We start from the raw sequence: 22,487 nt of genomic DNA, 5'->3' as shown, positions 1-22,487 counted from the left end.
AGCCCAACATGGCGCGCGTAGCGTGCCTCGGGATCGTTGGGCTTCGCGGAACTCAGCCCAACCTACTGATCACCCAGCTCCCCAGTAACCCCAGGTGCACGGCCACGATCAGCCAGAATTTCACCTGGTAGGCGAGCTTGCGGTTCTTGTGGCGGATCAGTCGCTGGGCCAGCAGGCCACCCGGCCAGCCGCCCAGGAGCTCCAACAAGTGCAGGCGCGATTCGGGTATCCGCCGCTGGCCGATGACAGCCAGGCGCTTGTCACGCCAATAGGCAACGAAGCACAACAGGCTCATTGCCAGGTAGGTGAGCAGCAGCGCCTGGACGGGCCAGGCGAGGTCCAATGACAAGGCTTACTCCGCCGCCGGCTTCTTGCGCTTGAGCGGCGCCATGCCGTCGCTGCTGACCACGCGCGACTCTTCGCGCGGCTTGCTCGGCCGGCGCTTGGGTGCGGCGGCCTTGGCGGTGGTCTTCTTGTCGCCCTTCTTGTCGGTCTTTTTCTTCTTGGCACCGGCCGCCTTGCCGGAGGCCTTGACCTTCTTCGGGCCGGTGTAGGTGCCCTTGAGTTCCTTGATGGTGCGGCGCTCGAAGCTCTGCTTGAGGTAGCGCTCGATGCTCGACATCAGGTTCCAGTCGTTGTGGCAGATCAGCGAGATCGCCAGGCCTTCGCCACCGGCACGGCCGGTGCGGCCGATGCGGTGCAGGTACTCGTCACCGGAGCGCGGCATGTCGAAATTGATCACCAGGTCCAGGCCTTCGATATCCAGGCCGCGGGCGGCGACGTCGGTGGCCACCAGCACCTTGGTACCGCCCTGGCGCACCCGCTCGATGGCCAGCTTGCGGTCCTTCTGGTCCTTGTCGCCATGGAGCACGAAGGCCTTGTAGCCGCCGGCCACCAGGTGGCCGTAGAGACGGTCGGCCTGGACGCGGGTGTTGGTGAAGATGATCGCCTTCTGGTAGGTCTCGTTGGCCAGCAGCCAGCGCGCCAGCTGCTCCTTGTGCTCGACATGGTCGGCCGTGATGATCTGCTGGCGGGTGCCCTCGTTGAGCTGGTCGACGCTGTTCAGGCGCAGGTGCAGCGGGTCGCGCAGGACCTTGGCGGATACGTCACGCAGGGCCGCACCGCCGGTGGTGGCGGAGAACAGCAGGGTCTGTTCGCGGTTGGCGCAGAGTTCGGTGATGCGCTGCATGTCCTCGGCGAAACCCATGTCCAGCATGCGGTCGGCCTCGTCCAGCACCAGCACTTCCACTTCGCGCAGGTCCAGGCTCGCGGCATTGAGGTGCTCGATCAGGCGGCCGGGTGTGGCCACCAGCACGTCGGGCAGTTTGCGCAGCAGCGCCGCCTGCTCCTTGAAGTCCTCGCCGCCGGTGACGATGCCGGACTTGATGAAGGTGAACTGAGAGAAGCGCTCCACTTCCTTCAGGGTCTGCTGGGCCAGTTCGCGGGTCGGCAGCAGGATCAGCGAGCGGATGCGCACGCGCGGCTTGGCTTCGCCGATCAGGCGGTTGAGCAGCGGCAGGACGAAGGCGGCGGTCTTGCCGCTGCCGGTCTGGGCGGTCACCCGCAGGTCGCGCCCTTCCAGGGCCGGCGGGATGGCCGCCGCCTGCACCGGGGTCGGCTCGACGAAATTCAGTTCGGCAACGGCCTTGAGCAGACGTTCGTGCAGGGCGAATTGGGAAAACACAGGACTACCTCGATCGAAAGCGTAAACAGCTGCATAGGTTACCCGGACTCGCAGCCGAACGCCCGATTTACGTGCGACACGGCGACGGAATCCGCGAGCGGGTATACGCTCACACCACCCATTCCAGGAACCCCATCATGAATGCGGCCCTCATCTATTACGTCGCTGCCAGCCTGGACGGCTACATAGCCCGTCCGGATGGCCGCGTGGACTGGTTGAAACCGATCGAGGAAGCCGGGGACGACCATGGCTACCAGGCTTTCTACGACAGCATCGACGGCCTGCTGATGGGCCGGGTGACCTACGAAACCATCCTGGCCTTCGGTGGTGCCTGGCCCTACTCCGGCAAACCCTGCACCGTGCTGACTCGCGGCGACCCGCCGCGCGCCGCCGCGGAAGTGCAAATCAGCCACGACACCCCGGCCCAGGCCATCGACCAGCTGGCCGCCGCCGGCTGCAGGCGCATCTGGCTGGTCGGGGGTGGCTCGCTGGCAGGGACCTGCTACTCTGCCGGCCTGCTCGACGAGCTGGTGGTCAGCTTCATCCCGCACCTGCTGGGCGCCGGTATCCCGATGTTCGCCACTGGTCTCGAACGTCGCCTCCAGCTCCGCGAGCAACGCAGCTTCCCCACCGGCGTGGTGCAACTGCATTACCAACTCCTGCCCGATACCGAGACAGCATGACCACCCTGAATATCGCCGCCGCCTGCCTGCTCGACCCGCATGATCGCCTGCTGCTGGTGCGCAAGCGCGGCACCCGGGCGCTGATGCTGCCCGGCGGCAAGCGCGAAGCCGGCGAAAGCCCGCTCGAAGCCCTGCAACGTGAGCTCTGGGAAGAACTCCAGCTGCGTCTGGAGGGCTCGGCCCTCAAGCCCCTCGGCCGCTTTCGCGCGCCGGCCGCCAACGAGGCGGACACCTGGGTGGATGCCGATATCTTCGTCGCCCGCCTGCCCCATGTGGTGGAAGCAGCGGCCGAGCTGGAAGAGCTGGCCTGGCTGGAACCCAGCGAGCCCCACCCGGAGAATCTCGCCCCGCTGCTGCGGGACCATGTGCTGCCAGCCCTGGCCGATAGTTGAAAACTGCCGGCTAGAACCCCTGCCGGGCCTGCTTGCGCAGCAGCATGGCGCTGTCCCAGCCGATCAATAGCACCGCCAGCCAGATGGGCAGGTAGGTCCAGAGCTGGGCCGGGTTGAAGGCCTCGCCCAGGAACGCCACCGCCACCGCGAACAGCAGCACCGGCTCCACATAGCTGAGGATGCCGAACAGCCCCAGGGGCAGCAGCCGGCTGGACGCCATCATCGCGGCGAACGCCAGGGTGCCCAGCAGCCCCAGGCCGGGAATCAGCCACCAGAGCTGCGGCGAATCGCTGAATGCCCCCGGCGGTGAGAAGCTGAGGATCAGCCAGATGGCCAGGGGCGCGAGTACCGCCATTTCGAGAATGAAGCCGGACAACGCGTCCAGCCTCATCCAGCGGCGCAGCATGAAATAGGGCGGATAGCCCAGGGCGGTGACCAGGGCGGTGACCAGGGTCAGCCAGGAGAAGGCGCGGGTCAGCCAAAGCTCATGGAGCACGCCCAACACCGCGCAGCAAACCGCCAGCAGCTGCAAGGGCCGCAGGCGTTCGCCATAGAACACCCCCCCGGCCAGCACCATCGCCAGGGGCAGCAGGAAGTAGCCGAGGGAGACCTCGAGCATCCGTCCCTGCAACGGCGCCCAGAGAAACAGACCCCACTGCAGGCCGATCAGCAGCGCCGACAGCGGCAGGGCCGCCAGCAGAAGCGGTTCGCGCCGCAAGCGTCCGAGTACCGTGACGAAGGCCGGCCACTGGCGAGTCAGCACCAGCAACGACAGGACCACGGGGATCGACCAGAGCACTCGCTGGGCGAACACCTGCACGCCGTCCAGTGGCGCCAGTTCGCGCACATAACCGGGCATCAGGGCGAACAATACGGACGCTATCAGGGACAGCGCGACTCCACGACCGGACAGCCTCATGGCCGCCACGATGTGCAGGAAAGGGAATGGAGCGAAATCATCTCGGGCCTCGCAAAGCAGCCGGCGAACATACGCCTTCCTTGCCGCGAGCGAAAGCTTAACAAGGGCAATTGCTGACCATCCGGACAGAGCCGTCGCTGGCATTGCCGAAAGCGGCATTCTGTCCTCGCTAGCAAAGACCCTGTAGGGGCGGATTCATTCGCGAAAGACCGCCAGCCATGCCCAGCATCCCTCACGCCAGCCCTCTCCCAGAGGTAGAGGGAGCCGCTCGTGCAGGAAGCTCGACCGCTGCGCGTTTCCTGTGGGGGCGAATTCATTCGCGAAGCAGGACGCAGTCCTGCCATTCCAACCCCGGGCATAAAAAACCCGGCCTGAAACCAGGCCGGGTTGGCGGGTGCGCTCAAGGAGCCATGGCGCACCACAGGGAAGCTGAGGCGCCGCGGGTCAGGCGACCTTGGCCAGCTGGGCCTTGGCCGAGGCCAGGCCTTTTTCCTGGAACTCGTCGCCCATGTTCAGGCCTTCGGCGTGGATAAAGGTCACGTCATGGATACCGATGAAGCCCATGGCCTGGCGCAGGTAGGGCTCCTGATGGTCCAGCGGGCCGCCGGAGTAGATGCCGCCGCGGGCGGTCAGGATGAAGGCGCGCTTGCCGGTGAGCAGGCCTTTCGGGCCGGTTTCGGTGTACTTGAAGGTGACGCCGGCGCGCAGCACGTGGTCAAGCCAGGACTTCAGGGTGCTGGGAATGGCGAAGTTGTACATGGGCGCGGCCAGGACCAGCACGTCGGCGGCCAGCAGTTCTTCGGTGAGCAGATTGGAGCGTTCCAGGGCGGCCTTCTCGCTCGCGCTTTGCTGGTCGGCTGGCTTCATCCAGCCCCCCAGCAGGTCGGCATCGAGGTGCGGCACCTGGTCGACGGCGAGGTCGCGGACCTGGATCTCATCGGCCGGGTGGGCGCTCTGCCACTGGGCGATGAAGTCCTGAGTCAGTTGGCGTGATACGGAACCTTGCTGGCGGGCGCTGCTTTCGATGACGAGTACGCGGGACATGTGGGCTACCTCCATCGGGGGTTGTTGTGCGTCGATGGAGTGCAGATTAGGTCGTCACATATCGATAAAAAAGCGTAAATATCCGCTACAAAGTATCAAGAAAGTTGATTTGTACCAGGCAGGGCACTAGGCTGGTTCCTGTGCCCGGAATCGTCCGCGAACTACTTGGGATTGCAGGTCAGCTTGATCCGCAACTTGATCACCGCGCGGTTGAAATTGGACGTCAGGTAGGCGCTCTTGCCGCCCTCGATGATTGCCTTGCGCACCTTCGGGGTTTCCGGTCCGTTGACGAATACGGCCTTGCACTCGGCGGTGGCTTCGCCGAGGTTGCGGATATTGATGGCGGCCAGGTTATCGCTGATGTCGGTGGTGTCGTAGGTGATCTCGGCGCCGTTGTACTGCTTCTCCACTTCGATCGGGTAGGCGAAGGCCAAGGTGGGCAGCAGGGCGAACAAGGCACAGCACAGTTTTTTCATGGACGTTCTCCAGTGCAGAGAACGCCAGCTTAACAGAGCGCCGCAAGCGGAATCAGCGCCATGGGTGCGCGCAATTCGGCGGCAGGAGCAGCTAGAGGAGCAGCAGAGCATGAAAGCCCCGCGCGTAACCCTGGACCAGTGGCGAACCCTCCAGGCGGTGGTGGACCACGGCGGCTTCGCCCAGGCGGCCGAAGCCACCCACCGCTCGCAATCCTCGGTGAGCTACACGGTCGCGCGCATGCAGGAACAGCTCGGCGTGCCCCTGCTGCGCATCGAAGGCCGCAAGGCGGTGCTGACCGAGGCCGGCGAGGTGCTGCTGCGGCGCTCGCGGCAGCTGGTCAGGCAGGCCAGCCAGCTGGAGGATCTGGCCCACCACATGGAACAGGGCTGGGAAGCCGAGGTGCGCCTGGTGGTGGATGCCGCCTACCCCAATGCCCGCCTGGTGCGTGCACTCTCCGCCTTCATGCCGCAGAGCCGCGGTTGCCGCGTGCGCCTGCGCGAGGAGGTGCTGTCCGGCGTCGAGGAAGTATTGCTGGAGGGCTCGGCGGACCTCGCCATCACCGGCCTGGACATCCAGGGCTACCTGGGCGCCGGGCTCTGCTCGGTGGAGTTCATCGCCGTCGCCCACCCCGACCACCCGCTGCATCGCTTGCAGCGCCAGCTCAGCTTCCAGGATCTGGAAAGCCAGCTGCAGGTGGTGATCCGCGACACCGGCCGCACCCAGCCACGCAACGTCGGCTGGCTCGGCGCCGAGCAACGCTGGACGGTGGGCAGCCTGTCCACGGCCGCCAACTTCGTCAGCAGCGGCCTGGGCTTCGCCTGGCTGCCGCGCCACCTGATCGAACGCGAGCTCAAGGACGGACAGCTCAAGCCCCTCCCCCTGGAGCAGGGCGGCAGCCGGCACCCCTCCTTCTATCTCTATGCCAACAAGGAAAAGGGCCTGGGCCCCGCCTCGCAGATCCTGGTCGAACTGATCAAGACCTTCGACGCCGCGCCCCTGGATGCCCCCTTCGCGGCGCCCATTTCCAGCGCCTGACAGGAGGTCATGCATGTCCTACTTCGAGAACGACGGCTGCCAATTGCACTACGAGGTCTACGGCCACGGCATGCCCGTGGTGCTGGTGCACGGCCTCGGCTCCAGCACCCTGGACTGGGAATATCAGGTCCCGGCCCTCGCCGCCCACTACCGGGTCGTCGTCCTGGACGTTCGCGGTCACGGCCGCTCCGACAAGCCCCGCGAGCGCTACAGCATCTCCGCCTTCGCCGATGACGTGGCGGCGCTGATCGAGCACCTGGGATTGATCGATGTCCACCTGGTGGGCATCAGCATGGGCGGCATGATCGGCTTCCAGCTGGGCGTCGACCGCCCCGAACTGCTGCGCAGCCTGACCATAGTCAACAGCGGGCCGGAGGTGATCCCCAGGGCCCCGCGTGAATTCCTCGAGATCGCCAAGCGCTGGAGCCTGTCGCGCCTGCTCAGCCTGGAGACCATCGCCAAGGGTCTCGGCCGCCTACTCTTCCCCCTGCCCGAACAGGCCGAACTGCGGCGCAAGATCGAAGAACGCTGGCCGCAGAACGACAAGCGCGCCTACCTGGCTTCCCTTGACGCCATCATCGGCTGGGGCGTGCGCGAACGCCTCGCGCGCATCACCTGCCCTACCCTGGTGATCACCGCCGACCGCGACTACACCCCCGTGGCGCTCAAGCGGGTCTATGTGAACGAAATGCCAGACGCGCGGCTGGTAATCATCGAGAATTCCCGCCACGCCACTCCCCTGGACCAACCCGAACGATTCAACGCCACCCTGCTCGACTTCCTTGCCGAAGTGGAGCGCAACAAGGACCAAATCCCATGCTGAAAGAACTCGTCCTGGGCGCCTGCGCCCTGCTCGTCTCCCTCAACCTGCTGGCCGCCGACAAACCCCATGTGCTGCTGACCACCAGCGCCGGGGAAATCGAAGTGGAACTGGATGCCGACAAGGCCCCGATCAGCGTGAAGAACTTCCTCGAATACGTGGACGCCGGCTACTACGACAGCACCGTGTTCCACCGCGTCATCCCCGGTTTCATGATCCAGGGCGGCGGCTTCGATACCGACTACGCCGAGAAGGACACCCGCGAGCCGATCAAGAACGAAGCCGACAACGGTCTGCGCAACGTCCGCGGCACCCTGGCCATGGCCCGCACCCAGGTGGTGGACTCGGCCACCAGCCAGTTCTTCATCAACCAGAAGGACAACGCCTTCCTCGACCACGGCAGCCGCGATTTCGGCTACGCGGTGTTCGGCAAGGTGGTGCGCGGCATGGACGTGGTCGACCAGATCTCCAGCGTGCCCACCGGCAACCGCGGCATGCACCAGAACGTCCCGCTGCAACCGGTACTGATCCTTTCCGCCAAGCGCCTTTGAGCCCAAGGCCCGGGCAGGAAGCCCGGGCCACAGGCCCCAACCAGGATGGAGCCCATGCTGTTCCAACGCTTCGAGCGCCTGATCGATGTATTCCGCCAGGCGCCTGACCAGATGCCCCCGCGCAGCGTACTGCGCTTCTACGTCCACTACCTGCGCCAGGTCTGGCCGATCTTCAGTGCCCTGCTGCTGGTGGGGCTGATCGTGGCCCTGATCGAGGTGGCGCTGTTCAGTTTCCTCGGTCGAATCGTCGACCTGGCGCAGGCAGCGCCCCGTGGCCAGTTCTTCGCACAGCACGGCCATGAGCTGGCCTGGATGGCGCTGGTGGCCCTGGTCCTGCGGCCACTGTTCAACAGCCTCCACGACCTGCTGGTGCACCAGGCCATCACCCCCAGCCTGACCAACCTGATCCGCTGGCAGAGTCACCGCTACGTGCTCAAGCAGAGCCTGGGCTTCTTCCAGAACGACTTCGCCGGGCGCATCGCCCAACGCATCATGCAGACCGGCAACTCCCTGCGCGACTCGGCGGTGCAGGCGGTGGACGCCCTCTGGCACGTGCTGATCTACGCCGTCAGCTCCCTGGTGCTGTTCGCCGAGGCCGACTGGCGCCTGGTGCTGCCCCTGGTGGTCTGGATCGCCGGCTACATAGTCGCGATCTTCTATTTCGTGCCACGGGTCAAGCAGCGTTCGGTGGAATCCTCCGATGCCCGCTCGCGGCTGATGGGCCGCATCGTCGACGGCTACACCAACATCACCACCCTCAAGCTGTTCGCCCACACCCGCAAGGAAGAGGACTACGCCCGCGAGGCGATCGACGAGCAGACCCGCAAGACCCAGATGACGGCGCGGGTGATCACCGCCATGGACGCCACCATCACCACCATGGGCGGCCTTTTGATCGTCACCACCTGCGGCCTGGCCCTCTGGCTGTGGGACCAGGGGCTGATCAGCGTCGGCGCCATCGCCCTGGCCACCGGCCTGGTGATCCGCATCATCAACATGTCCGGCTGGATCATGTGGGTGGTCACCGGGATCTTCGACAACATCGGCCAGGTGCAGGACGGCATGCAGACCATCGCGGTGCCGCGCCTGGTGACCGACCGCCAGGATGCCAAGCCTCTCGTGGTCGAGCGCGGCGACGTGCGCTTCGAAGCCGTCGCCTTCCACTATGGCAAGGGCAGCGGCGTGATCGAGGGCCTCGATTTGCGGGTGCGGCCCGGCGAGAAAATCGGCCTGGTGGGACCTTCCGGCGCCGGCAAGTCCACCCTGGTCAACCTGCTGCTGCGGCTCTACGACCTGGAAGGCGGGCGGATCCTCATCGACGGCCAGGACATCGCCCAGGTGACCCAGGAAAGTCTGCGCGCGCAGATCGGCATGGTTACCCAGGACACGTCCCTGCTGCACCGCTCCATCCGCGACAACCTGCTTTACGGCCGCCCGGGCGCCAGCGACGCCGACCTGCTGGAGGCGATACGCAAGGCCCGCGCCGCCGAATTCGTGCCGCAGCTTTCGGACGCGGCGGGCCGACGCGGCTTCGACGCCCATGTCGGCGAGCGCGGCGTGAAGCTTTCCGGCGGCCAGCGCCAGCGCATCGCCATCGCTCGAGTGCTGCTCAAGGACGCGCCGATCCTGATCCTCGACGAAGCCACCTCGGCACTGGACTCGGAAGTGGAAGCGGCTATCCAGGAAAGCCTGGAAACCCTGATGCGCGGCAAGACGGTGATCGCCATCGCCCACCGCCTCTCCACCATCGCGCGGATGGACCGGCTGGTGGTGCTGGACAAGGGCCGCGTGGTGGAGAGCGGCAGCCATACCGAGCTGCTGGAGCACGGCGGCCTCTACGCGCGCCTCTGGCAGCACCAGACCGGCGGCTTCGTCGGCGTGGAATGACGCCCGGGCCGCGCCGCACTATCGACGCGGCTGATCTCGACTACAAGGCGCTTCGATTTCTGCCAGGCGCGTCCGGCTGGTCATATGGAGCCCGTACCCGGCCTCGCCAGAGGCCGTCATCGGACCCCAGCAGAGGATCAGCCATTGAAAATCGCATCCGTCGTCAGCGCCGTGCTTTCCAGCCTCGCCCCCAGCGTGTTCGCCCAGGACATCTACCAGGAGCCCGGATCGGGCATTCCCGCCGTCGACTACCACTACGGCATGGAACTGGACGTGCACCGCGTCCTGAGCCGCACCGACACGTCCCAGCGCACTGGCGTGGTACCGGTCACCCTGGTCTATGAGGACAGCCAGGGCGAACTGCACAAGATCCGCTTCCTGGAATGGGGCAGCCATACCAGCGCCAGTTGATCGCGGAGCCGGAAAACCTCGCTCCGATAACCGATACCACCTGCGCAGGACCACGCCGGAGCAAGGCTCCGGTTCCTGCCCGCAGCGTGCGTCGTGCGCCCCGCCCCTCGGGAACACGAATCTCGACAACCGGGGCGGCGCCTACCCAACCTGCAGCATCAGACGGACGGCTCAATGGGATGGAATGAGTCCTTCCCGTAGACCATGATCGAAAAAAATTCAGTATCTGCGACAAACGGTCGCAACGCCTCAAGCACGGGCGATTGCAAGTGGTTAAAAAACGCTCAATTCGGAGGTCGTCGAAGAGGGGGATTGAACTAACCGTTCTCGTCGGGTCACATGAAGTCCCTTGTCAGCGAAAACCCAACAGAGGAATACAAGCCTTATGAAAATGGCCTCGGTTGTAAGCGCCCTGCTCTCCAGTCTAGCGCCCAGCGTATTCGCCCAGGATGGCATTCAGAATCAGAGCCACAGTGCCTCCCTGCCGGCCGTGGACTACCACTATGGAATGGACGTCGATATCCAGAAGGTGCTGCACCGCACCGACACGTCCGACAAGACAGGCGTCGTGCCGGTCACCCTTGTCTACGAAGACAGCGAAGGTGAAGTCCGCAAGCTTCGCTTCCTCGAATGGGGCGGCACCACGGCTGACGGTACCCTCGCCAGCCAGATCGAAGCTGCCACCGCTGACGTTACACTCGCCAGCCAGATCGACATTGCCCCTGACAGCCAGATCGGCTGATCAATCCCGCCTGAAGGGCAGCAGGCCGCGCGCCTCGTCGGCGTAGGCCAGCACCCCGCCCCGCTCCTGCACCAGGAAATCGTCCACGGCCGCACGCAAGCCGGGGTGGGCGAGCCAGTGCCAGGAGCGGGTGATCACCGGCTCGAAACCCCGAACCAACTTGTGCTCGCCCTGGGCGCCGGCGTCGAAACGCTGGAGCCTTGAAGCGATCGCCTGGTCGATGCCCTGGTAGAAGCAGGTCTCGAAATGCAGCCGGTCGAACTCCGCCAGGCAGCCCCAGTAGCGGCCGTAGAGCGTATCCCCGCCCTGCAGTGAAAAAGCCATGGCCACCGGCCGGCCCGCCTGCGTCGCCAGGACCACGCGTATGGCTTCCGGCATCCGTTCGGCCAGCAGGCTGAAGAAGGTGCGCGTCAGATAAGGCGCCTGGCCCCGCACCCGATAGGTGTTGGCATAGCAGGCGTAGACGAAATCCCAATCCGCCTCGGCCAGCTCATGACCCTGGCGCCATTGGAAGTCGATCCCCTGCCCCGCCACCTGCTCACGCTCCTTGCGGATCTGCTTGCGCTTGCGCGAGCTCAACGCATCGAGGAAGTCCTGGAAGTCCCGGTAGCCGTGGTTGCGCCAGTGGAACTGGCAGCCCAGGCGCTCCAGCCAACCGTCGCGACCGCGCAGGTGGTGGTCGGCAAAGGCGTCGGTGAAGTTGATATGCAGCCCCGAAAGACCGTCCACGACCACATCGGCCAACACGCCGTCGAGCAACTCGCTGGCCGCCCCATCGTCCACCGCCAGCAACCGGGCGCCGCCCACCGGCGTGAAGGGTATCGCCGCCAGCAGCTTGGGGTAGTAGCGGATGCCGGCGCGCTGGCAGGCGTCGGCCCAGGCCCAGTCGAACACATACTCGCCGTAGGAATGACTCTTGAGGTAGGCCGGTAGCGCGGCCTTCAGCTCACCGCCCGCGCCCAGCAACACGTGGTGCGCGGGATGCCAGCCACTGTGACCGCCCACGCTGCCGCTCTCCTCGAGGGTGGAAAGGAAGGCATGGCGCAGGAACGGCTGCTCGTCCGGCAGCAGGGCATCCCACTGCCGCGGGTCGAGATCGGTGAGGCGGGAAAGGGTCTGGATCGGCATGGCGCCAGTCTGGCGCGGGGCGCGAAGGAAGAAAAGCAGGAAAAAAAAAGGGCGACCGAAGTCGCCCGAGGTGCCTTGCGTGCCTGTAAACCCGGTGGACTCAACGCGGCTTGCGTTTGTGCGAGTCCTTCCAGATGAAGTAACCGACGCCGGCGAAGAAGGCGACCATGAGACCGACGGTGCCGATACCGGCGAGAACCACTACATCGACGAACATGATCTGCCTCCTGCTTTGGCGCTGTTGCTTCGATGGGTTCAAGTTAACCGCGCGGCAGGAACGGAAAATTGATCTGGATCAATAGCGCGGCAGGGCCCGCCGGGAGCCTGGCGGGATACTGATCCAGATCAATTTTCGGAGGATGCGGCAGGTCGGAAGCAGGGCCGACCCATCCACAAAAGAGAAAATGAGAACCGGCGGGCGGCTCAGCGCTTCTTCGGCTTCTTGCCTTTCTTGCCCTTGGCCAGCGGCATGGCCTGTTCGAAAGCCTTGCGCATGTCGTTCAGGCGCTTCTCGTGCAGGTCATGGATGCGTTTGTCGCGCTCGGCGCCGAAGTCAATCAGGTTTTCGTCATTGCTCATCTGCGGATCCAACGGAAGGTGAGGTTGAGGCGGGGCGCGCAGGCCGTGCGGGTTTTCGCCACCTGATGCTGCCAATGATGCTGCGTCGGCCCGCTCATGACCAGTAGCGCGCCGTGGCCCAGTTCCAGGGAGCGTTCGATGCGGTTGCCACCCTTGCGGCGCAGGTCGAAACGGCGGCTGCCACCCAGGTTGAGCGACGCCACCAGCGGATTGCGGCCAAGTTCGGGCTCGTCGTCGCTGTGCCAACCCATGGAGTCCTGGCCATCACGGTAATAGTTGAGCAGCACGCCATTGAGCGTCTGCCCCACGGCGTCCTCGACCCGCGTGCGGATCTGCGCCAGCAGGGGCGTCCAGGGCAACGGCTGGTGGGTCAGGCCGGAATAGCGGTAGCTGGCTTCGGGGTCGCCGTACCAGGCCACCAGGCGCGGCACCGGGTAATAGCGGCCATGGAGATGGACCTGGGGCTGCTCCCAGGGCGTCTCGGCCAGCAGCCGCGCCAGCCAGTCGCTGGCCTCGATCGCGGAAAGGAAGTGCGGCTCGTAGCGCAGCTCAGCGTCGGGCAGCTGGAGCGGGATATCGTCGAACAGATCCACCGGCATGGACTTCAGGGATGGAGACAGGGTCCATTCTGCGCGTCTCAGACCTCCACATCCACCCATAGCCCCCGGCGCGGCAGCTCGCGCAGCTCGGACTCGTCCGCCTCGGCCACCTCGCCGGACGCCAGTTCCTCCGGGGTATAGCCGCGCCGCTGGCGCCGCCGCTGCTCCTCGCGCATCAGCTCGTCGGCTTCCTGGGGATGGCGCTTGTCCAGGCTGACGGCGCTCTCCTTCGCGCCCTCCTGCATCGGCGTGACCGGCGGGATATCCGGGCGCGGTTTCACCGCGTCCTGCTGGGCGGTGACCGGGACCAGGCCTTGTGGAATGGGCGGCAGCATGATTGGGCCCTCCTTTGGTCAGCCTATCGGCCTTAGCGGGCGCTTCTTTATAGGTGCTCGCTACACTTTTGCGGACATACGGCCCGCATCCGGCGTCGCCCTGCGCATTGCGTTCCGTTAACATAGCCGGCTTTTTTCACGACAGGGAGACACGCATGGCGCAGCAGTATGAACCGGGGCAACGCTGGATCAGTGACAGCGAAGCGGAGCTTGGGCTCGGAACCATCCTGGCAACGGATGGCCGCTTGCTCACCGTGCTCTACCCGGCCACTGGCGAGACCCGCCAGTATGCCCTGCGCAATGCGCCCCTGACCCGTGTGCGGTTCGCCCCGGGCGACGAGATCACCCACTTCGACGGCTGGAAACTGAATGTCCAGGAAGTCGAGGACATCGACGGGCTGCTGGTCTACCACGGGATCACTGCGCAGAACGAGCCGCGCACCCTGCCGGAAACCCAGCTGAACAACTTCATCCAGTTCCGCCTGGCCAGCGACCGCCTGTTCGCCGGCCAGATCGACCCGCTGAACTGGTTCGCCCTGCGTTACCACAGCCTGGAGCACCGCTCGCGCCTGCTGCAGTCCTCCCTCTGGGGCCTGGGCGGCACCCGCGCCCAGCCCATCGCCCACCAATTGCACATCGCCCGTGAAGTGGCCGACCGCGTTGCGCCACGCGTACTGCTGGCCGACGAAGTGGGCCTGGGCAAGACCATCGAAGCCGGCCTGGTGATCCACCGCCAACTGATCTCCGGCCGCGCCAGCCGGGTGCTGATCCTGGTGCCGGAAAACCTCCAGCACCAGTGGCTGGTGGAAATGCGCCGCCGCTTCAATCTGCAGGTCACCCTGTTCGACGCCGAGCGATTCGCCGAAAGCGACGCCAGCAACCCCTTCGAGGACAGCCAGCTGGCGCTGGTGTCCCTGGAGTGGCTGAAGGAAAGCGAGCGCGCCCAGGACGCGGCCTTCGCCGCCGGCTGGGACCTGCTGGTGGTGGACGAAGCCCACCACCTGGTCTGGCACCCGGAACAGGCCAGCCCCGAATACCGCCTGGTGGAGCAACTGGCCGAGGTCATCCCCGGCGTCCTGCTGCTCACCGCCACACCGGAACAGCTCGGCCAGGAAAGCCACTTCGCGCGCCTGCGCCTGCTGGACCCGAGCCGCTTCCACGACCTCGAAGCCTTCCGCGCCGAAAGCGCCAACTACCGCCCGGTGGCCGAGGCCGTGCAGGAGCTGCTGGACCAGGGCCGCCTGAGTGCCAAGGCCGAGAAGACCATCAAGGGCTTCCTCGGCGAGGAAGGCGAAGGCCTGCTGCAAGCCCTGGCCGCCGGCGACACCGAAGCCTCGCCGCGCCTGGTGCGCGAGCTGCTCGACCGCCACGGCACCGGCCGCGTGCTGTTCCGCAACACCCGCGCCGCCGTGCGCGGCTTCCCCGAGCGCCATCTGCACCCCTATCCGCTGCCGAACCCGGTGGAGTACATGGAGCTGCCCATCGGCGACAACCCGGACCTCTACCCGGAAGTCAGCTTCCAGTCCCAGCATGACAGCAGCGACGAGTCCGAGCGCTGGTGGCGCTTCGATCCGCGCGTCGAATGGCTGATCGACACCCTGAAGATGCTGAAGAAGTTCAAGGTGCTGGTCATCTGCGCCCACGCGGAAACCGCCCTCGACCTGGAAGACGCCCTGCGCGTGCGCTCCGGCATCCCCGCCACCGTGTTCCACGAAGGCATGAGCATTCTCGAGCGCGACCGCGCCGCAGCCTACTTCGCCGACGAAGAATTCGGCGCCCAGGTGCTGATCTGCTCGGAAATCGGCTCCGAAGGCCGCAACTTCCAGTTCGCCCATCATCTGGTGCTGTTCGATCTGCCGGCCCACCCGGACCTGCTCGAGCAGCGCATCGGCCGTCTCGACCGGATCGGCCAGAAGCACACCATCCAGCTGCATGTGCCCTACCTGGAAACCAGCCCGCAGGAACGCCTGTTCCAGTGGTACAACCAGGCGCTGAACGCCTTCCTCGCCACCTGCCCCACCGGCAACGCCCTGCAGCACCAGTTCGGCCCGCGCCTGCTGCCCCTGCTGGACGGCGGCGATGACGGCGAGTGGCAAGCCCTGGCGGATGAAGCCGAAGCCGAGCGCAAGCGCCTGGAAGGCGAACTGCACAATGGCCGCGACCGCCTGCTGGAACTCAACTCCGGTGGCGCCGGCGAAGGCGAGCGCCTGGTGGAAGACATCCTCGAGCAGGACGACCAGTTCGCCCTGCCCATCTATATGGAAGCCCTGTTCGAAGCCTTCGGCATCGACAGCGAGGACCACTCCGAGAACGCGCTGGTGCTCAAGCCTGGCGAGAAGATGCTCGACGCCGGCTTCCCGCTGGGCGACGACGAAGGCGTGACCGTCACCTACGACCGCAACCAGGCCCTGTCCCGCGAGGACATGCAGTTCCTCACCTGGGAACACCCCATGGTGCAGGGTGGCATGGACCTGGTGCTCTCCGGCTCCATGGGCAATACCGCCGTGGCGCTGATCAAGAACAAGGCGCTCAAGCCCGGCACCGTACTGCTGGAGCTGCTTTACGTCAGTGAAGTGGTGGCCCCGCGCGCCCTGCAACTGGGCCGCTTCCTGCCGCCCAAGGCCCTGCGCTGCCTGCTCGACGCCAACGGCAACGACCTGGCGTCCAAGGTCGCCTTCGACACCCTCAACGACCAGCTGGAAAGCGTGCCGCGCGGCAGCGCCAACAAGTTCGTCCAGGCCCAGCACGACGTGCTCGCCGCGCAGATCAACGCAGCAGAAGCCAAGATCGCCCCTCGCCACGCCGAGCGTGTGGCCGAGGCCCTGCACCGCCTGAAGGCCGAACTGGACGAAGAACTGGCCCGCCTCACCGCCCTCCAGGCGGTCAACCCCAGCGTGCGCGACAGCGAACTGGAGGCCGTGCGTCACCAGCGCAATGAAGGCCTGCAACTGCTGGACAAGGCGGCACTGCGGCTGGAATCGATCAGGGTGCTCGTCGCCGGGTAGGCATCCGGGGCAGGCCGGCGGCCTGCTTCGCGAATGAATTCGCCCCCACAGGAAAAGCGCAGCCCGGAACAGCTCAGCCCAACAACAAGGCCCGCAATCGCGGGCCTTTTTGCATCCGGCGAAGTATCAGGCCGCCGCAGCTACCATGCCCTGGCGCATGCTCGCGGCGTCGCGCACGAAGCAGCGTGCAGCCTGGAACAGCGCCAGCATGGTCAGGGTCAGCGCCGCCGGGATCAGGAGCATGGCGTTGTGCAGCCCCACGGCCTTGAATGTCTCGTTCATCTCGCTGGCGCCGGCGGCCAGCATCGCGGCCTGGGAGTAATGGTCCGACAGCAGCCCCACCACCACCGGGCCCAGGCCGCCGCCAAGCAGGTAGAGGCCGGCGAAGAACAGCGCCATGGCGGTCGCCCGCAGGCGCGGTTCCACCACGTCCTGGATGGCGGTGTAGACACAGGTATAGAAGTTGTACGCGAACAGCCAACCCAGGCTGAACACGCCGACGAAAAGGCCCATCTCGATGCGTCCGGCGAGCAGCGCAAAGCCGGTGCAAAGCGCCGCTACCAGCATGCTGAAGGCGGCCAGCAGCAGGCGGCCGCGCTCGGACTTCTGGTGCACCTTGTCCGCCACCCAGCCGCCCAGGGTCAGGCCTACCAGCCCGGTCAGGCCGGTGATGATGCCGGTGGCGATGGCCGCCTGTTCCAGGGGCATCAGGAAGTAGCGCTGCAACATCGGCACCATGAAGGAGTTGGTGGCGTAGGTGGCGAAGTTGAAGGTCAGGCCCGCCAGCGTCAGCCACCAGAAGGTACGGATCGCCAGCACCCGGCGCAGCGGCTTATCCAGCGGCGTGGCGGTCACCCGTACGCTTTCGGCGGCGCCGCGGGCGGGCTCCTTGATGAAGAACATGAACAGCGCCAGGATCAGTCCCGGTACGGCGGCGATGAAGAAGGGCGCGCGCCAGCTGTCGAAGGCCTTGACCATGGAGCCGATGGTGAAGAAAGCCAGCACCAGCCCCAGGGGCAGGCCGAGCATGAAGATGCCCATGGCGCGAGCGCGCTTGTGGGCCGGGAAAAGATCGCCGATCAGCGAGTTGGCCGCCGGCGCGTAGCTGGCCTCGCCAATGCCGACACCCATGCGCACCACCAGGAAGCTCCAGAAGCTCCAGGCCAGGCCGTTCACCGCGGTCAGTCCGCTCCATACCGCCAGGCCCCAACCCATGATCTTCCGGCGCGCGCCGGTATCGGCCATGCGCCCCAGCGGAACGCCGGCGATGGCGTAGACCAGGGTGAAGGCGGTGCCGATCAGGCCCAGCTGGAAGTCGCTCAGGCTCCACTCATGGCGTACCGGCTCGATGATGATGGCCGGGATGGTCCGGTCGAAGAAATTGAACAGGTTGGCCAGGAACAGCAGGAAGAGCACGCGCCAGGCATTGGCCGCTTGAGGGGATTGCTGCATGAGTCGGTCTCGTTCTTGTTTTAGGGCGCCCGGGTAACCGCCAACCGGGCTCGACCCTGCAATCTAGAGGCTGTCACCGACTGCTGTCTGCGACAATTCGTTGCATTTATGTAACCCGATACGGCAGAGGGCACGGGTCTCGCCCAGCAGCCCGTCGATTGCCGGTCGTCCCCCGAAAACGACCGCTCAGCGCCAAGGTACGGACGTCCAAGGTGCGCTGCCGATGCTGTCTATACTGATCGCATTGTGCCAGCAAACACCGTTTCCCGAAGTTGAACCCTCTGCATGGGAATGCCTCTATGGATTGGCTGGGCCTGCGTTTCGCTCGTGAACTTCCGGCGGATGACCAGGTACTCCTGGCCTGTACCCACAACAGTTGGCTGGTGTTACTGGCCTTCCTGGTAGCTTCGGGAGCCGGCTACTGCGCCTTCGACATGGCCGAACGGGTGGCCCATGCCCAGCAACCGGAAACCCGACGGCGCTGGTGCTGGCTCGGCGCCTGTTGCCTGGGTGGCGGTATCTGGGCGATGCACTTCATCGCCATGCTGGCCTTCGAAGCGCCAGTCGCCATCGCCTACGACCTCCCCACCACCGCCCTGTCCCTGGTGATAGTGGTGGCCGCTTCGCTGGTGGCCATGTACACCTTTGGCCGACCCAGCGTCGAGCCGCGCCACTACCTGACGGCGGCCCTGGCCATCGGCCTCGGTATCGCCGCCATGCACTACTGTGGCATGGCGGCCATCCGCTCGGTGGCGACCCAGTACTACCACCCCGTTGTCGTCTCCGTATCGGTCTGCGTCGCCATCGCCGCCAGCTTTGCCGCCCTGCTCCTCTCGGCATTCTTCCGCGATCGCAGCGAAGGCCACCAGTTGCTCAAGATTCCTGCCTGCCTGGCCATGGGCGGCGCCATCTGCAGCATGCACTTCACCGGCATGCTCGCCTTGCAGTTGTCCGTGCCGGTGGGCACCGAGCTGCGCCTGGAGCGCGCCGACAACGCCCTGCAACTCGGTCTCGGCCTGGCGGTGATCGCCGGCATGGTGCTGCTCTGCGCCCTGGCGGTGGCCTGGGCGGACAAAAAGTTGCAGAGCAAGGAGCGCGACCTGCTGCACGTCAACAATCTGCTGCGGGAACTGGAGCAGGTGAAGGTGAAGTTGCAGAACGTCGCCCACTACGACGCCTTGACCAACCTGCCCAACCGCCGCGCCTTCAACGACTTCTTCGTCGAAAAACTGCAGAGGCATGCCCAGCTCAGGCAGTCGCTGGCGGTGATGTTTCTCGACATCGACCACTTCAAGCGCATCAACGACAGCCTCGGCCACGATGCCGGCGACGAACTGCTCAAGGTGGTGGCCGAACGCGTGCGCAGCGTCCTGCGTCGCGATGACGTGATCGCGCGCCTGGGTGGCGACGAGTTCTGCGTGCTCGCCAGCCTGGGCAACCTGGCGGAGGCCAAGGCGCTCTCCCAGCGCATCATGCAGCGCATGAAAGAACCCATCACCCTGGCCGGGCGCAACGTCACCATGACCACCAGCATCGGCATCAGCCTCTTCCCCGACGATGGCGAGACCTGCAAGGAGCTGCTCAAGCACGCCGACCTCGCGCTCTACCAGGCCAAGAGCAGCGGCCGCAACAACCTGCACTTCTTCAGCCAGCACCTGAAGAACAAGGCCACCTTCGAGCTGCAACTGGAAGAGGAACTGCACCTGGCCCTGGCCAAGGACCAGGGCCTGGTCCTCAACTACCAGCCCATCCTCGACCTCAACAGCGGCCAGGTGACCAAGCTGGAAGCCCTGGTGCGCTGGCAGCACCCGCAGCTCGGCCTGCTCGCGCCGGACCGCTTCATCGGCGTGGCCGAGGCCAATGGCTTCATCGCAGAACTGGACGCCTGGGTGCTGCGCCGCGCCTGCCGGGACCTGGCCAGCCTGGCCGCCCAGGGCTTCCACGACCTGCGCGTGGCGGTGAACTGCTCGGCCCTCAACTTCAGCCACGATGAGCTGGCGGACGAGGTGCTGCGCGCCCTGCAGGAATCCGGAATACGCCCGCAACGCCTGGAGTTGGAGGTCACCGAAAACGCCCTGATGAGCAACGTCAATCAGGCCCTGCGCCTGCTGGAACGTATCCGCGGGCTGGGCGTGAGCATCTCCATCGACGACTTTGGCACCGGCTATTCATCCCTGGCCTACCTGAAGCGCCTGCCCCTGGACACCCTGAAAATCGACCGCTCCTTCGTCATGGATATTCCTGGCAGTCACGCCGACATGGAGATCGTCCAGGCCATCATCGGCATGGCCCACACCCTGCACTTGCAAGTGGTGGCCGAAGGAGTGGAAACCCGCGAGCAGCTGGACTTCCTCCGCAGCCACAGATGCGACTTCATCCAGGGATACCTGCTCAGCAAGCCGCAACCTCTGGTCGCCATCGCCGAATTCCTGCGCCAACCCCATGGAATCTTCAGCAGCAACGTGCTGCCGCTGCGACCAGTGGATTCGAGCCCGGCATGAGGGGGCAGTCCGCAACCTCGCGGGGGACTGCACTTTTCTTGTAGGGGCGAACTCATTCGCCAGGCAGCCCGAAGGGCTGCCCATCCCCTTGCCAACTACCGCTGTCGCAGATATTCCAGCACCGCCGCCTGCTCCCCGGCGAACTCGATGCGCGACGCCTTGCTCTCCCGCTGGTAGGCATACATCGGGTCGTAGTACTCGCGCAGAAGCCCTTCGATCCAGCCCCGGTGCAGGTCCACCTTGCCGGTGGCCTCCTGCTCGGCCAGGGCCTGATCCATCAGCGCCGAGATGCGCTGGTGGCGCTCGCCGCCCAGGCGCCGGACGATGTTGCCCAGGCTCTGGCGCAGGCGCTCGGCAAAGCGCGAGAAGCCGTGCTCGGTGCCGTGGGTGGCGATGAACTCGGCGCAGAGGTTGGTCACGTAGTCGCGCAGAATGCGCTCCACGCGGTCCTCGAAACTGTCATCGAGCCAGACCAGCGGGTACTCCTGCATGCCGTGGTAGAGCTCCAGAGGCACTGAGCAACTGCCGACGATACGGCCCTCGTCCTCCAGTACGAACTGTTGATGGCCGGCGGCGCGCTTCTTGAGGATGTCGATGGCGAGCGCATTCTCGAAATCGATCTGCGCCGGCTGCGGCGTGGCGCGCTTGCCGAAGCTGGAGCCTCGATGGTTGGCATGGCCTTCCAGGTCCAGGCTGTTGGCCAGTTGGGCAATCACCTCGGTCTTGCCGGTGCCGGTGAGGCCGCCCACCAGGACGAAATCGCACCGGGCCACGGCGTCCTGGGTGGTCTCAAGGAGGAAGGTCCGCATCGCCTTGTAGCCGCCGATCACCCGGGGGTAATCGATGCCGGCCTCGTTCTTCAGCCACTGCTGGACCAGTTGCGAACGCAGGCCACCACGGAAGCAGTAGAGGTAGCCATCGGGATTGTTCCGGGCGAAGGCCGCCCAGGCTTCGATGCGCTCGGTCTTGAGGGCGCCGCTGACCAGTTGGTGACCCGTTGCGATCGCGGCCTGCTGGCCATGCTGCTTGTAGCAGGTGCCGACCTTCTGCCGTTCGGTATCGCTCATCAGGGGCAGGTTGACGGTATGCGGGAAGGCGCCCTTGACGAACTCCACCGGGGCGCGGGCATCCATCATCGGCCGGTCGTAGAGGAAGATTTCGCGGTAGTTCGAGGTATCCGGACGCATCAGAACACCTCGACCGCGAGACTCTGTCGCTCGCGCAGATGGCCGATGGGCGCCAGGGTGAGGCCCAGCGCCTCGGCCACGGCAAGGAATTCCGCCTCCCCTTCCGGGGTTACCGCCACCAGCAGTCCGCCGCTGGTCTGCGGGTCGCAGAGCAGCAGCTTCTGCACTTCCGCGAGCGGCGCCAGGCGCTCGCCATAGCTGTCGAAGTTGCGCAGGGTGCCGCCAGGAACGCAACCCTGCTCCAGGTAATACTCAACGCCCGGCAGGCTGGGCACCTTGGCGTAGTCGATACGCGCGGTCAGGCCGCTGCCGTCGGCCATCTCCACCAGGTGGCCGAGCAGGCCGAAGCCGGTGACATCGGTCATCGCCTTGACCCCTGCCAGCTTGCCGAAGCGGCTGCCCGGCTTGTTCAGGGTGCACATCCAGTCGCGAGCCAGGTCCACATCGCCCTCGCGCAGCTTGCCCTTCTTCTCCGCCGTGGTGAGGATGCCGATGCCCAGCGGCTTGGTCAGGTAGAGCTTGCAGCCTCGGGTAGCGGTGTCGTTGCGCTTCATGTTGCGCTTGTCCACCACGCCGGTGACCGCCAGGCCGAAGATCGGCTCGGGCGCGTCGATGGAATGCCCGCCTGCCAGGGGAATGCCCGCCTCATCGCATATTGCGCGGCCGCCACGTACCACTTCGCGGGCCACTTCCGGCGGCAGCAGATTGACCGGCCAGCCGAGGATGGCGATGGCCATCAGCGGGTCGCCGCCCATGGCGTAGATATCGCTGATGGCGTTGGTCGCGGCGATACGGCCGAAGTCGTAGGGGTCATCCACTATCGGCATGAAGAAGTCCGTGGTGGACACCACCCCGCGCTCCTCGTCCAGGGCGTAGACCGCCGCATCGTCCTTGGAAGCGTTGCCCACCCAGAGCTTGGGGTCGAGGTTCTGCGCTCCGCTGCCGGCGAGAATCACGTCCAGCACCTTGGGGGAAATCTTGCAGCCGCAACCAGCACCGTGGCTGTACTGGGTCAGGCGGATGGGGTCAGTCATGGTTCTCTCTCAAAAATCCGAA

23 protein-coding genes are annotated in these 22,487 nt (G+C 65.7%); 10 read left to right on the top strand and 13 right to left on the bottom strand.

The window, feature by feature from the left end; translation table 11 throughout:
- Window positions 1-52: 52 nt before the first annotated feature.
- Window positions 53-349, bottom strand: a complete 297-nt coding sequence (locus E8F12_RS15205) for a DUF1294 domain-containing protein (RefSeq protein ID WP_348532424.1) — start codon at window positions 347-349, stop codon at window positions 53-55.
- Between the two features lie 3 nt (window positions 350-352).
- The gene (locus E8F12_RS15200) at window positions 353-1,684 is read right to left on the bottom strand and encodes a DEAD/DEAH box helicase (protein ID WP_280326079.1); all 1,332 of its coding nucleotides are present in this window, start codon (window positions 1,682-1,684) and stop codon (window positions 353-355) included.
- A gap of 137 nt (window positions 1,685-1,821) precedes the next feature.
- On the opposite strand from E8F12_RS15200, the gene E8F12_RS15195 reads away from it, so the two are divergent.
- Together E8F12_RS15195 and E8F12_RS15190 are read left to right on the top strand one after the other, a co-directional pair.
- Window positions 1,822-2,367, top strand: coding sequence for a dihydrofolate reductase family protein (locus E8F12_RS15195; protein ID WP_280326078.1), 546 nt, complete (start codon window positions 1,822-1,824; stop codon window positions 2,365-2,367).
- A complete protein-coding gene (locus tag E8F12_RS15190; protein ID WP_280326077.1) occupies window positions 2,364-2,759 on the top strand; it encodes an NUDIX domain-containing protein in 396 nt (131 codons plus the stop codon). The genes E8F12_RS15195 and E8F12_RS15190 overlap by 4 nt, the downstream gene beginning before the upstream one ends.
- A 10-nt stretch (window positions 2,760-2,769) precedes the next feature.
- On the opposite strand, the gene rarD is transcribed toward E8F12_RS15190, so the two are convergent.
- The 3 genes from rarD to E8F12_RS15175 form a co-directional block, all read right to left on the bottom strand.
- Window positions 2,770-3,678 carry an EamA family transporter RarD gene (rarD, locus tag E8F12_RS15185; RefSeq protein ID WP_280326076.1) on the bottom strand — a complete coding sequence of 303 codons (909 nt, stop codon included), beginning with the start codon at window positions 3,676-3,678 and terminating at the stop codon, window positions 2,770-2,772.
- A 444-nt stretch (window positions 3,679-4,122) separates the two neighbouring features.
- Window positions 4,123-4,722 (bottom strand): FMN-dependent NADH-azoreductase, encoded by a 600-nt coding sequence (locus E8F12_RS15180; RefSeq protein WP_280326075.1) that lies wholly within the window; start codon window positions 4,720-4,722, stop codon window positions 4,123-4,125.
- 161 nt (window positions 4,723-4,883) lie between these two features.
- A complete protein-coding gene (locus E8F12_RS15175; protein ID WP_280290081.1) occupies window positions 4,884-5,198 on the bottom strand; it encodes a 3-phosphoglycerate kinase in 315 nt (104 codons plus the stop codon).
- A gap of 109 nt (window positions 5,199-5,307) precedes the next feature.
- On the opposite strand from E8F12_RS15175, the gene E8F12_RS15170 reads away from it, so the two are divergent.
- The 6 genes from E8F12_RS15170 to E8F12_RS15145 all read left to right on the top strand — a co-directional run bounded on the left by E8F12_RS15170 (window position 5,308) and on the right by E8F12_RS15145 (window position 10,645).
- Entirely contained in the window at window positions 5,308-6,234 is a 927-nt protein-coding gene (locus E8F12_RS15170) for a LysR family transcriptional regulator (protein WP_280326074.1), read from the top strand.
- A gap of 13 nt (window positions 6,235-6,247) precedes the next feature.
- The gene (locus E8F12_RS15165; protein WP_280326073.1) at window positions 6,248-7,057 is read left to right on the top strand and encodes an alpha/beta hydrolase; all 810 of its coding nucleotides are present in this window, start codon (window positions 6,248-6,250) and stop codon (window positions 7,055-7,057) included.
- Window positions 7,051-7,605, top strand: coding sequence for a peptidylprolyl isomerase (locus E8F12_RS15160; RefSeq protein ID WP_280326072.1), 555 nt, complete (start codon window positions 7,051-7,053; stop codon window positions 7,603-7,605). The genes E8F12_RS15165 and E8F12_RS15160 overlap by 7 nt, the downstream gene beginning before the upstream one ends.
- A gap of 54 nt (window positions 7,606-7,659) precedes the next feature.
- On the top strand, window positions 7,660-9,492 hold the full coding sequence (locus tag E8F12_RS15155) for an ABC transporter ATP-binding protein (RefSeq protein WP_280326071.1): 1,833 nt from the start codon (window positions 7,660-7,662) through the stop codon (window positions 9,490-9,492).
- A gap of 144 nt (window positions 9,493-9,636) precedes the next feature.
- Window positions 9,637-9,903, top strand: a complete 267-nt coding sequence (locus E8F12_RS15150) for a DUF2790 domain-containing protein (protein WP_280290086.1) — start codon at window positions 9,637-9,639, stop codon at window positions 9,901-9,903.
- Window positions 9,904-10,288: 385 nt separating this feature from the next.
- Window positions 10,289-10,645, top strand: coding sequence for a DUF2790 domain-containing protein (locus E8F12_RS15145; protein WP_280326070.1), 357 nt, complete (start codon window positions 10,289-10,291; stop codon window positions 10,643-10,645).
- On the opposite strand, the gene E8F12_RS15140 is transcribed toward E8F12_RS15145, so the two are convergent.
- The 5 genes from E8F12_RS15140 to E8F12_RS15120 all read right to left on the bottom strand — a co-directional run bounded on the left by E8F12_RS15140 (window position 10,646) and on the right by E8F12_RS15120 (window position 13,286).
- On the bottom strand, window positions 10,646-11,773 hold the full coding sequence (locus tag E8F12_RS15140) for a GNAT family N-acetyltransferase (RefSeq protein WP_280326069.1): 1,128 nt from the start codon (window positions 11,771-11,773) through the stop codon (window positions 10,646-10,648). It abuts the gene before it with no gap.
- A 100-nt stretch (window positions 11,774-11,873) separates the two neighbouring features.
- Window positions 11,874-11,990 carry a cytochrome c oxidase subunit CcoM gene (gene ccoM, locus E8F12_RS15135; RefSeq protein WP_280326068.1) on the bottom strand — a complete coding sequence of 39 codons (117 nt, stop codon included), beginning with the start codon at window positions 11,988-11,990 and terminating at the stop codon, window positions 11,874-11,876.
- A 206-nt stretch (window positions 11,991-12,196) separates the two neighbouring features.
- Complete coding sequence (locus tag E8F12_RS15130; protein ID WP_280291152.1) at window positions 12,197-12,352, bottom strand: hypothetical protein; 156 nt, start codon at window positions 12,350-12,352, stop codon at window positions 12,197-12,199.
- Window positions 12,349-12,945 (bottom strand): alpha-ketoglutarate-dependent dioxygenase AlkB, encoded by a 597-nt coding sequence (locus E8F12_RS15125; protein WP_280326067.1) that lies wholly within the window; start codon window positions 12,943-12,945, stop codon window positions 12,349-12,351. Before E8F12_RS15125 ends, E8F12_RS15130 begins: the two co-directional genes overlap by 4 nt.
- 44 nt (window positions 12,946-12,989) lie before the next feature.
- Complete coding sequence (locus E8F12_RS15120; protein WP_280326066.1) at window positions 12,990-13,286, bottom strand: aspartate-semialdehyde dehydrogenase; 297 nt, start codon at window positions 13,284-13,286, stop codon at window positions 12,990-12,992.
- 155 nt (window positions 13,287-13,441) lie between these two features.
- On the opposite strand from E8F12_RS15120, the gene rapA reads away from it, so the two are divergent.
- Entirely contained in the window at window positions 13,442-16,291 is a 2,850-nt protein-coding gene (gene rapA, locus E8F12_RS15115) for an RNA polymerase-associated protein RapA (protein ID WP_280326065.1), read from the top strand.
- A 126-nt stretch (window positions 16,292-16,417) separates the two neighbouring features.
- Here the strand turns inward: rapA and E8F12_RS15110 are convergent, their stop codons facing one another.
- The gene (locus tag E8F12_RS15110) at window positions 16,418-17,743 is read right to left on the bottom strand and encodes an MFS transporter (RefSeq protein WP_280326064.1); all 1,326 of its coding nucleotides are present in this window, start codon (window positions 17,741-17,743) and stop codon (window positions 16,418-16,420) included.
- A gap of 299 nt (window positions 17,744-18,042) precedes the next feature.
- On the opposite strand from E8F12_RS15110, the gene E8F12_RS15105 reads away from it, so the two are divergent.
- Window positions 18,043-20,244 (top strand): bifunctional diguanylate cyclase/phosphodiesterase, encoded by a 2,202-nt coding sequence (locus E8F12_RS15105; protein WP_280326063.1) that lies wholly within the window; start codon window positions 18,043-18,045, stop codon window positions 20,242-20,244.
- Window positions 20,245-20,339: 95 nt separating this feature from the next.
- On the opposite strand, the gene mnmH is transcribed toward E8F12_RS15105, so the two are convergent.
- Both mnmH and selD read right to left on the bottom strand, forming a co-directional pair.
- Complete coding sequence (mnmH, locus tag E8F12_RS15100; protein WP_280326062.1) at window positions 20,340-21,431, bottom strand: tRNA 2-selenouridine(34) synthase MnmH; 1,092 nt, start codon at window positions 21,429-21,431, stop codon at window positions 20,340-20,342.
- The gene (selD, locus tag E8F12_RS15095; RefSeq protein ID WP_280326061.1) at window positions 21,431-22,465 is read right to left on the bottom strand and encodes a selenide, water dikinase SelD; all 1,035 of its coding nucleotides are present in this window, start codon (window positions 22,463-22,465) and stop codon (window positions 21,431-21,433) included. Before selD ends, mnmH begins: the two co-directional genes overlap by 1 nt.
- Window positions 22,466-22,487 lie beyond the last annotated feature (22 nt).

The sequence above is a fragment of the Pseudomonas sp. BN102 genome, assembly GCF_029871245.1.
Lineage (GTDB): Bacteria > Pseudomonadota > Gammaproteobacteria > Pseudomonadales > Pseudomonadaceae > Metapseudomonas.
Note: the sequence above shows the minus strand (reverse complement) of the source record. Positions and strands in the feature narration are given on the sequence as shown.

Bases quoted from the DNA above. Each gene is read 5' to 3' on its own strand.
- E8F12_RS15160 (WP_280326072.1), top strand. From the start codon at position 7,051: ATGCTGAAAGAACTCGTCCTGGGCGCCTGCGCCCTGCTCGTCTCCCTC.
- E8F12_RS15105 (WP_280326063.1), top strand. From the start codon at position 18,043: ATGGATTGGCTGGGCCTGCGTTTCGCTCGTGAACTTCCGGCGGATGAC.
- rarD (WP_280326076.1), bottom strand. From the start codon at position 3,678: ATGAGGCTGTCCGGTCGTGGAGTCGCGCTGTCCCTGATAGCGTCCGTA.
- E8F12_RS15130 (WP_280291152.1), bottom strand. From the start codon at position 12,352: ATGAGCAATGACGAAAACCTGATTGACTTCGGCGCCGAGCGCGACAAA.
- mnmH (WP_280326062.1), bottom strand. From the start codon at position 21,431: ATGCGTCCGGATACCTCGAACTACCGCGAAATCTTCCTCTACGACCGG.
- E8F12_RS15170 (WP_280326074.1), top strand. From the start codon at position 5,308: ATGAAAGCCCCGCGCGTAACCCTGGACCAGTGGCGAACCCTCCAGGCG.
- E8F12_RS15155 (WP_280326071.1), top strand. From the start codon at position 7,660: ATGCTGTTCCAACGCTTCGAGCGCCTGATCGATGTATTCCGCCAGGCG.
- E8F12_RS15180 (WP_280326075.1), bottom strand. From the start codon at position 4,722: ATGTCCCGCGTACTCGTCATCGAAAGCAGCGCCCGCCAGCAAGGTTCC.
- E8F12_RS15120 (WP_280326066.1), bottom strand. From the start codon at position 13,286: ATGCTGCCGCCCATTCCACAAGGCCTGGTCCCGGTCACCGCCCAGCAG.
- E8F12_RS15165 (WP_280326073.1), top strand. From the start codon at position 6,248: ATGTCCTACTTCGAGAACGACGGCTGCCAATTGCACTACGAGGTCTAC.
- E8F12_RS15175 (WP_280290081.1), bottom strand. From the start codon at position 5,198: ATGAAAAAACTGTGCTGTGCCTTGTTCGCCCTGCTGCCCACCTTGGCC.
- selD (WP_280326061.1), bottom strand. From the start codon at position 22,465: ATGACTGACCCCATCCGCCTGACCCAGTACAGCCACGGTGCTGGTTGC.
- ccoM (WP_280326068.1), bottom strand. From the start codon at position 11,990: ATGTTCGTCGATGTAGTGGTTCTCGCCGGTATCGGCACCGTCGGTCTC.
- rapA (WP_280326065.1), top strand. From the start codon at position 13,442: ATGGCGCAGCAGTATGAACCGGGGCAACGCTGGATCAGTGACAGCGAA.
- E8F12_RS15190 (WP_280326077.1), top strand. From the start codon at position 2,364: ATGACCACCCTGAATATCGCCGCCGCCTGCCTGCTCGACCCGCATGAT.
- E8F12_RS15110 (WP_280326064.1), bottom strand. From the start codon at position 17,743: ATGCAGCAATCCCCTCAAGCGGCCAATGCCTGGCGCGTGCTCTTCCTG.
- E8F12_RS15145 (WP_280326070.1), top strand. From the start codon at position 10,289: ATGAAAATGGCCTCGGTTGTAAGCGCCCTGCTCTCCAGTCTAGCGCCC.
- E8F12_RS15195 (WP_280326078.1), top strand. From the start codon at position 1,822: ATGAATGCGGCCCTCATCTATTACGTCGCTGCCAGCCTGGACGGCTAC.
- E8F12_RS15140 (WP_280326069.1), bottom strand. From the start codon at position 11,773: ATGCCGATCCAGACCCTTTCCCGCCTCACCGATCTCGACCCGCGGCAG.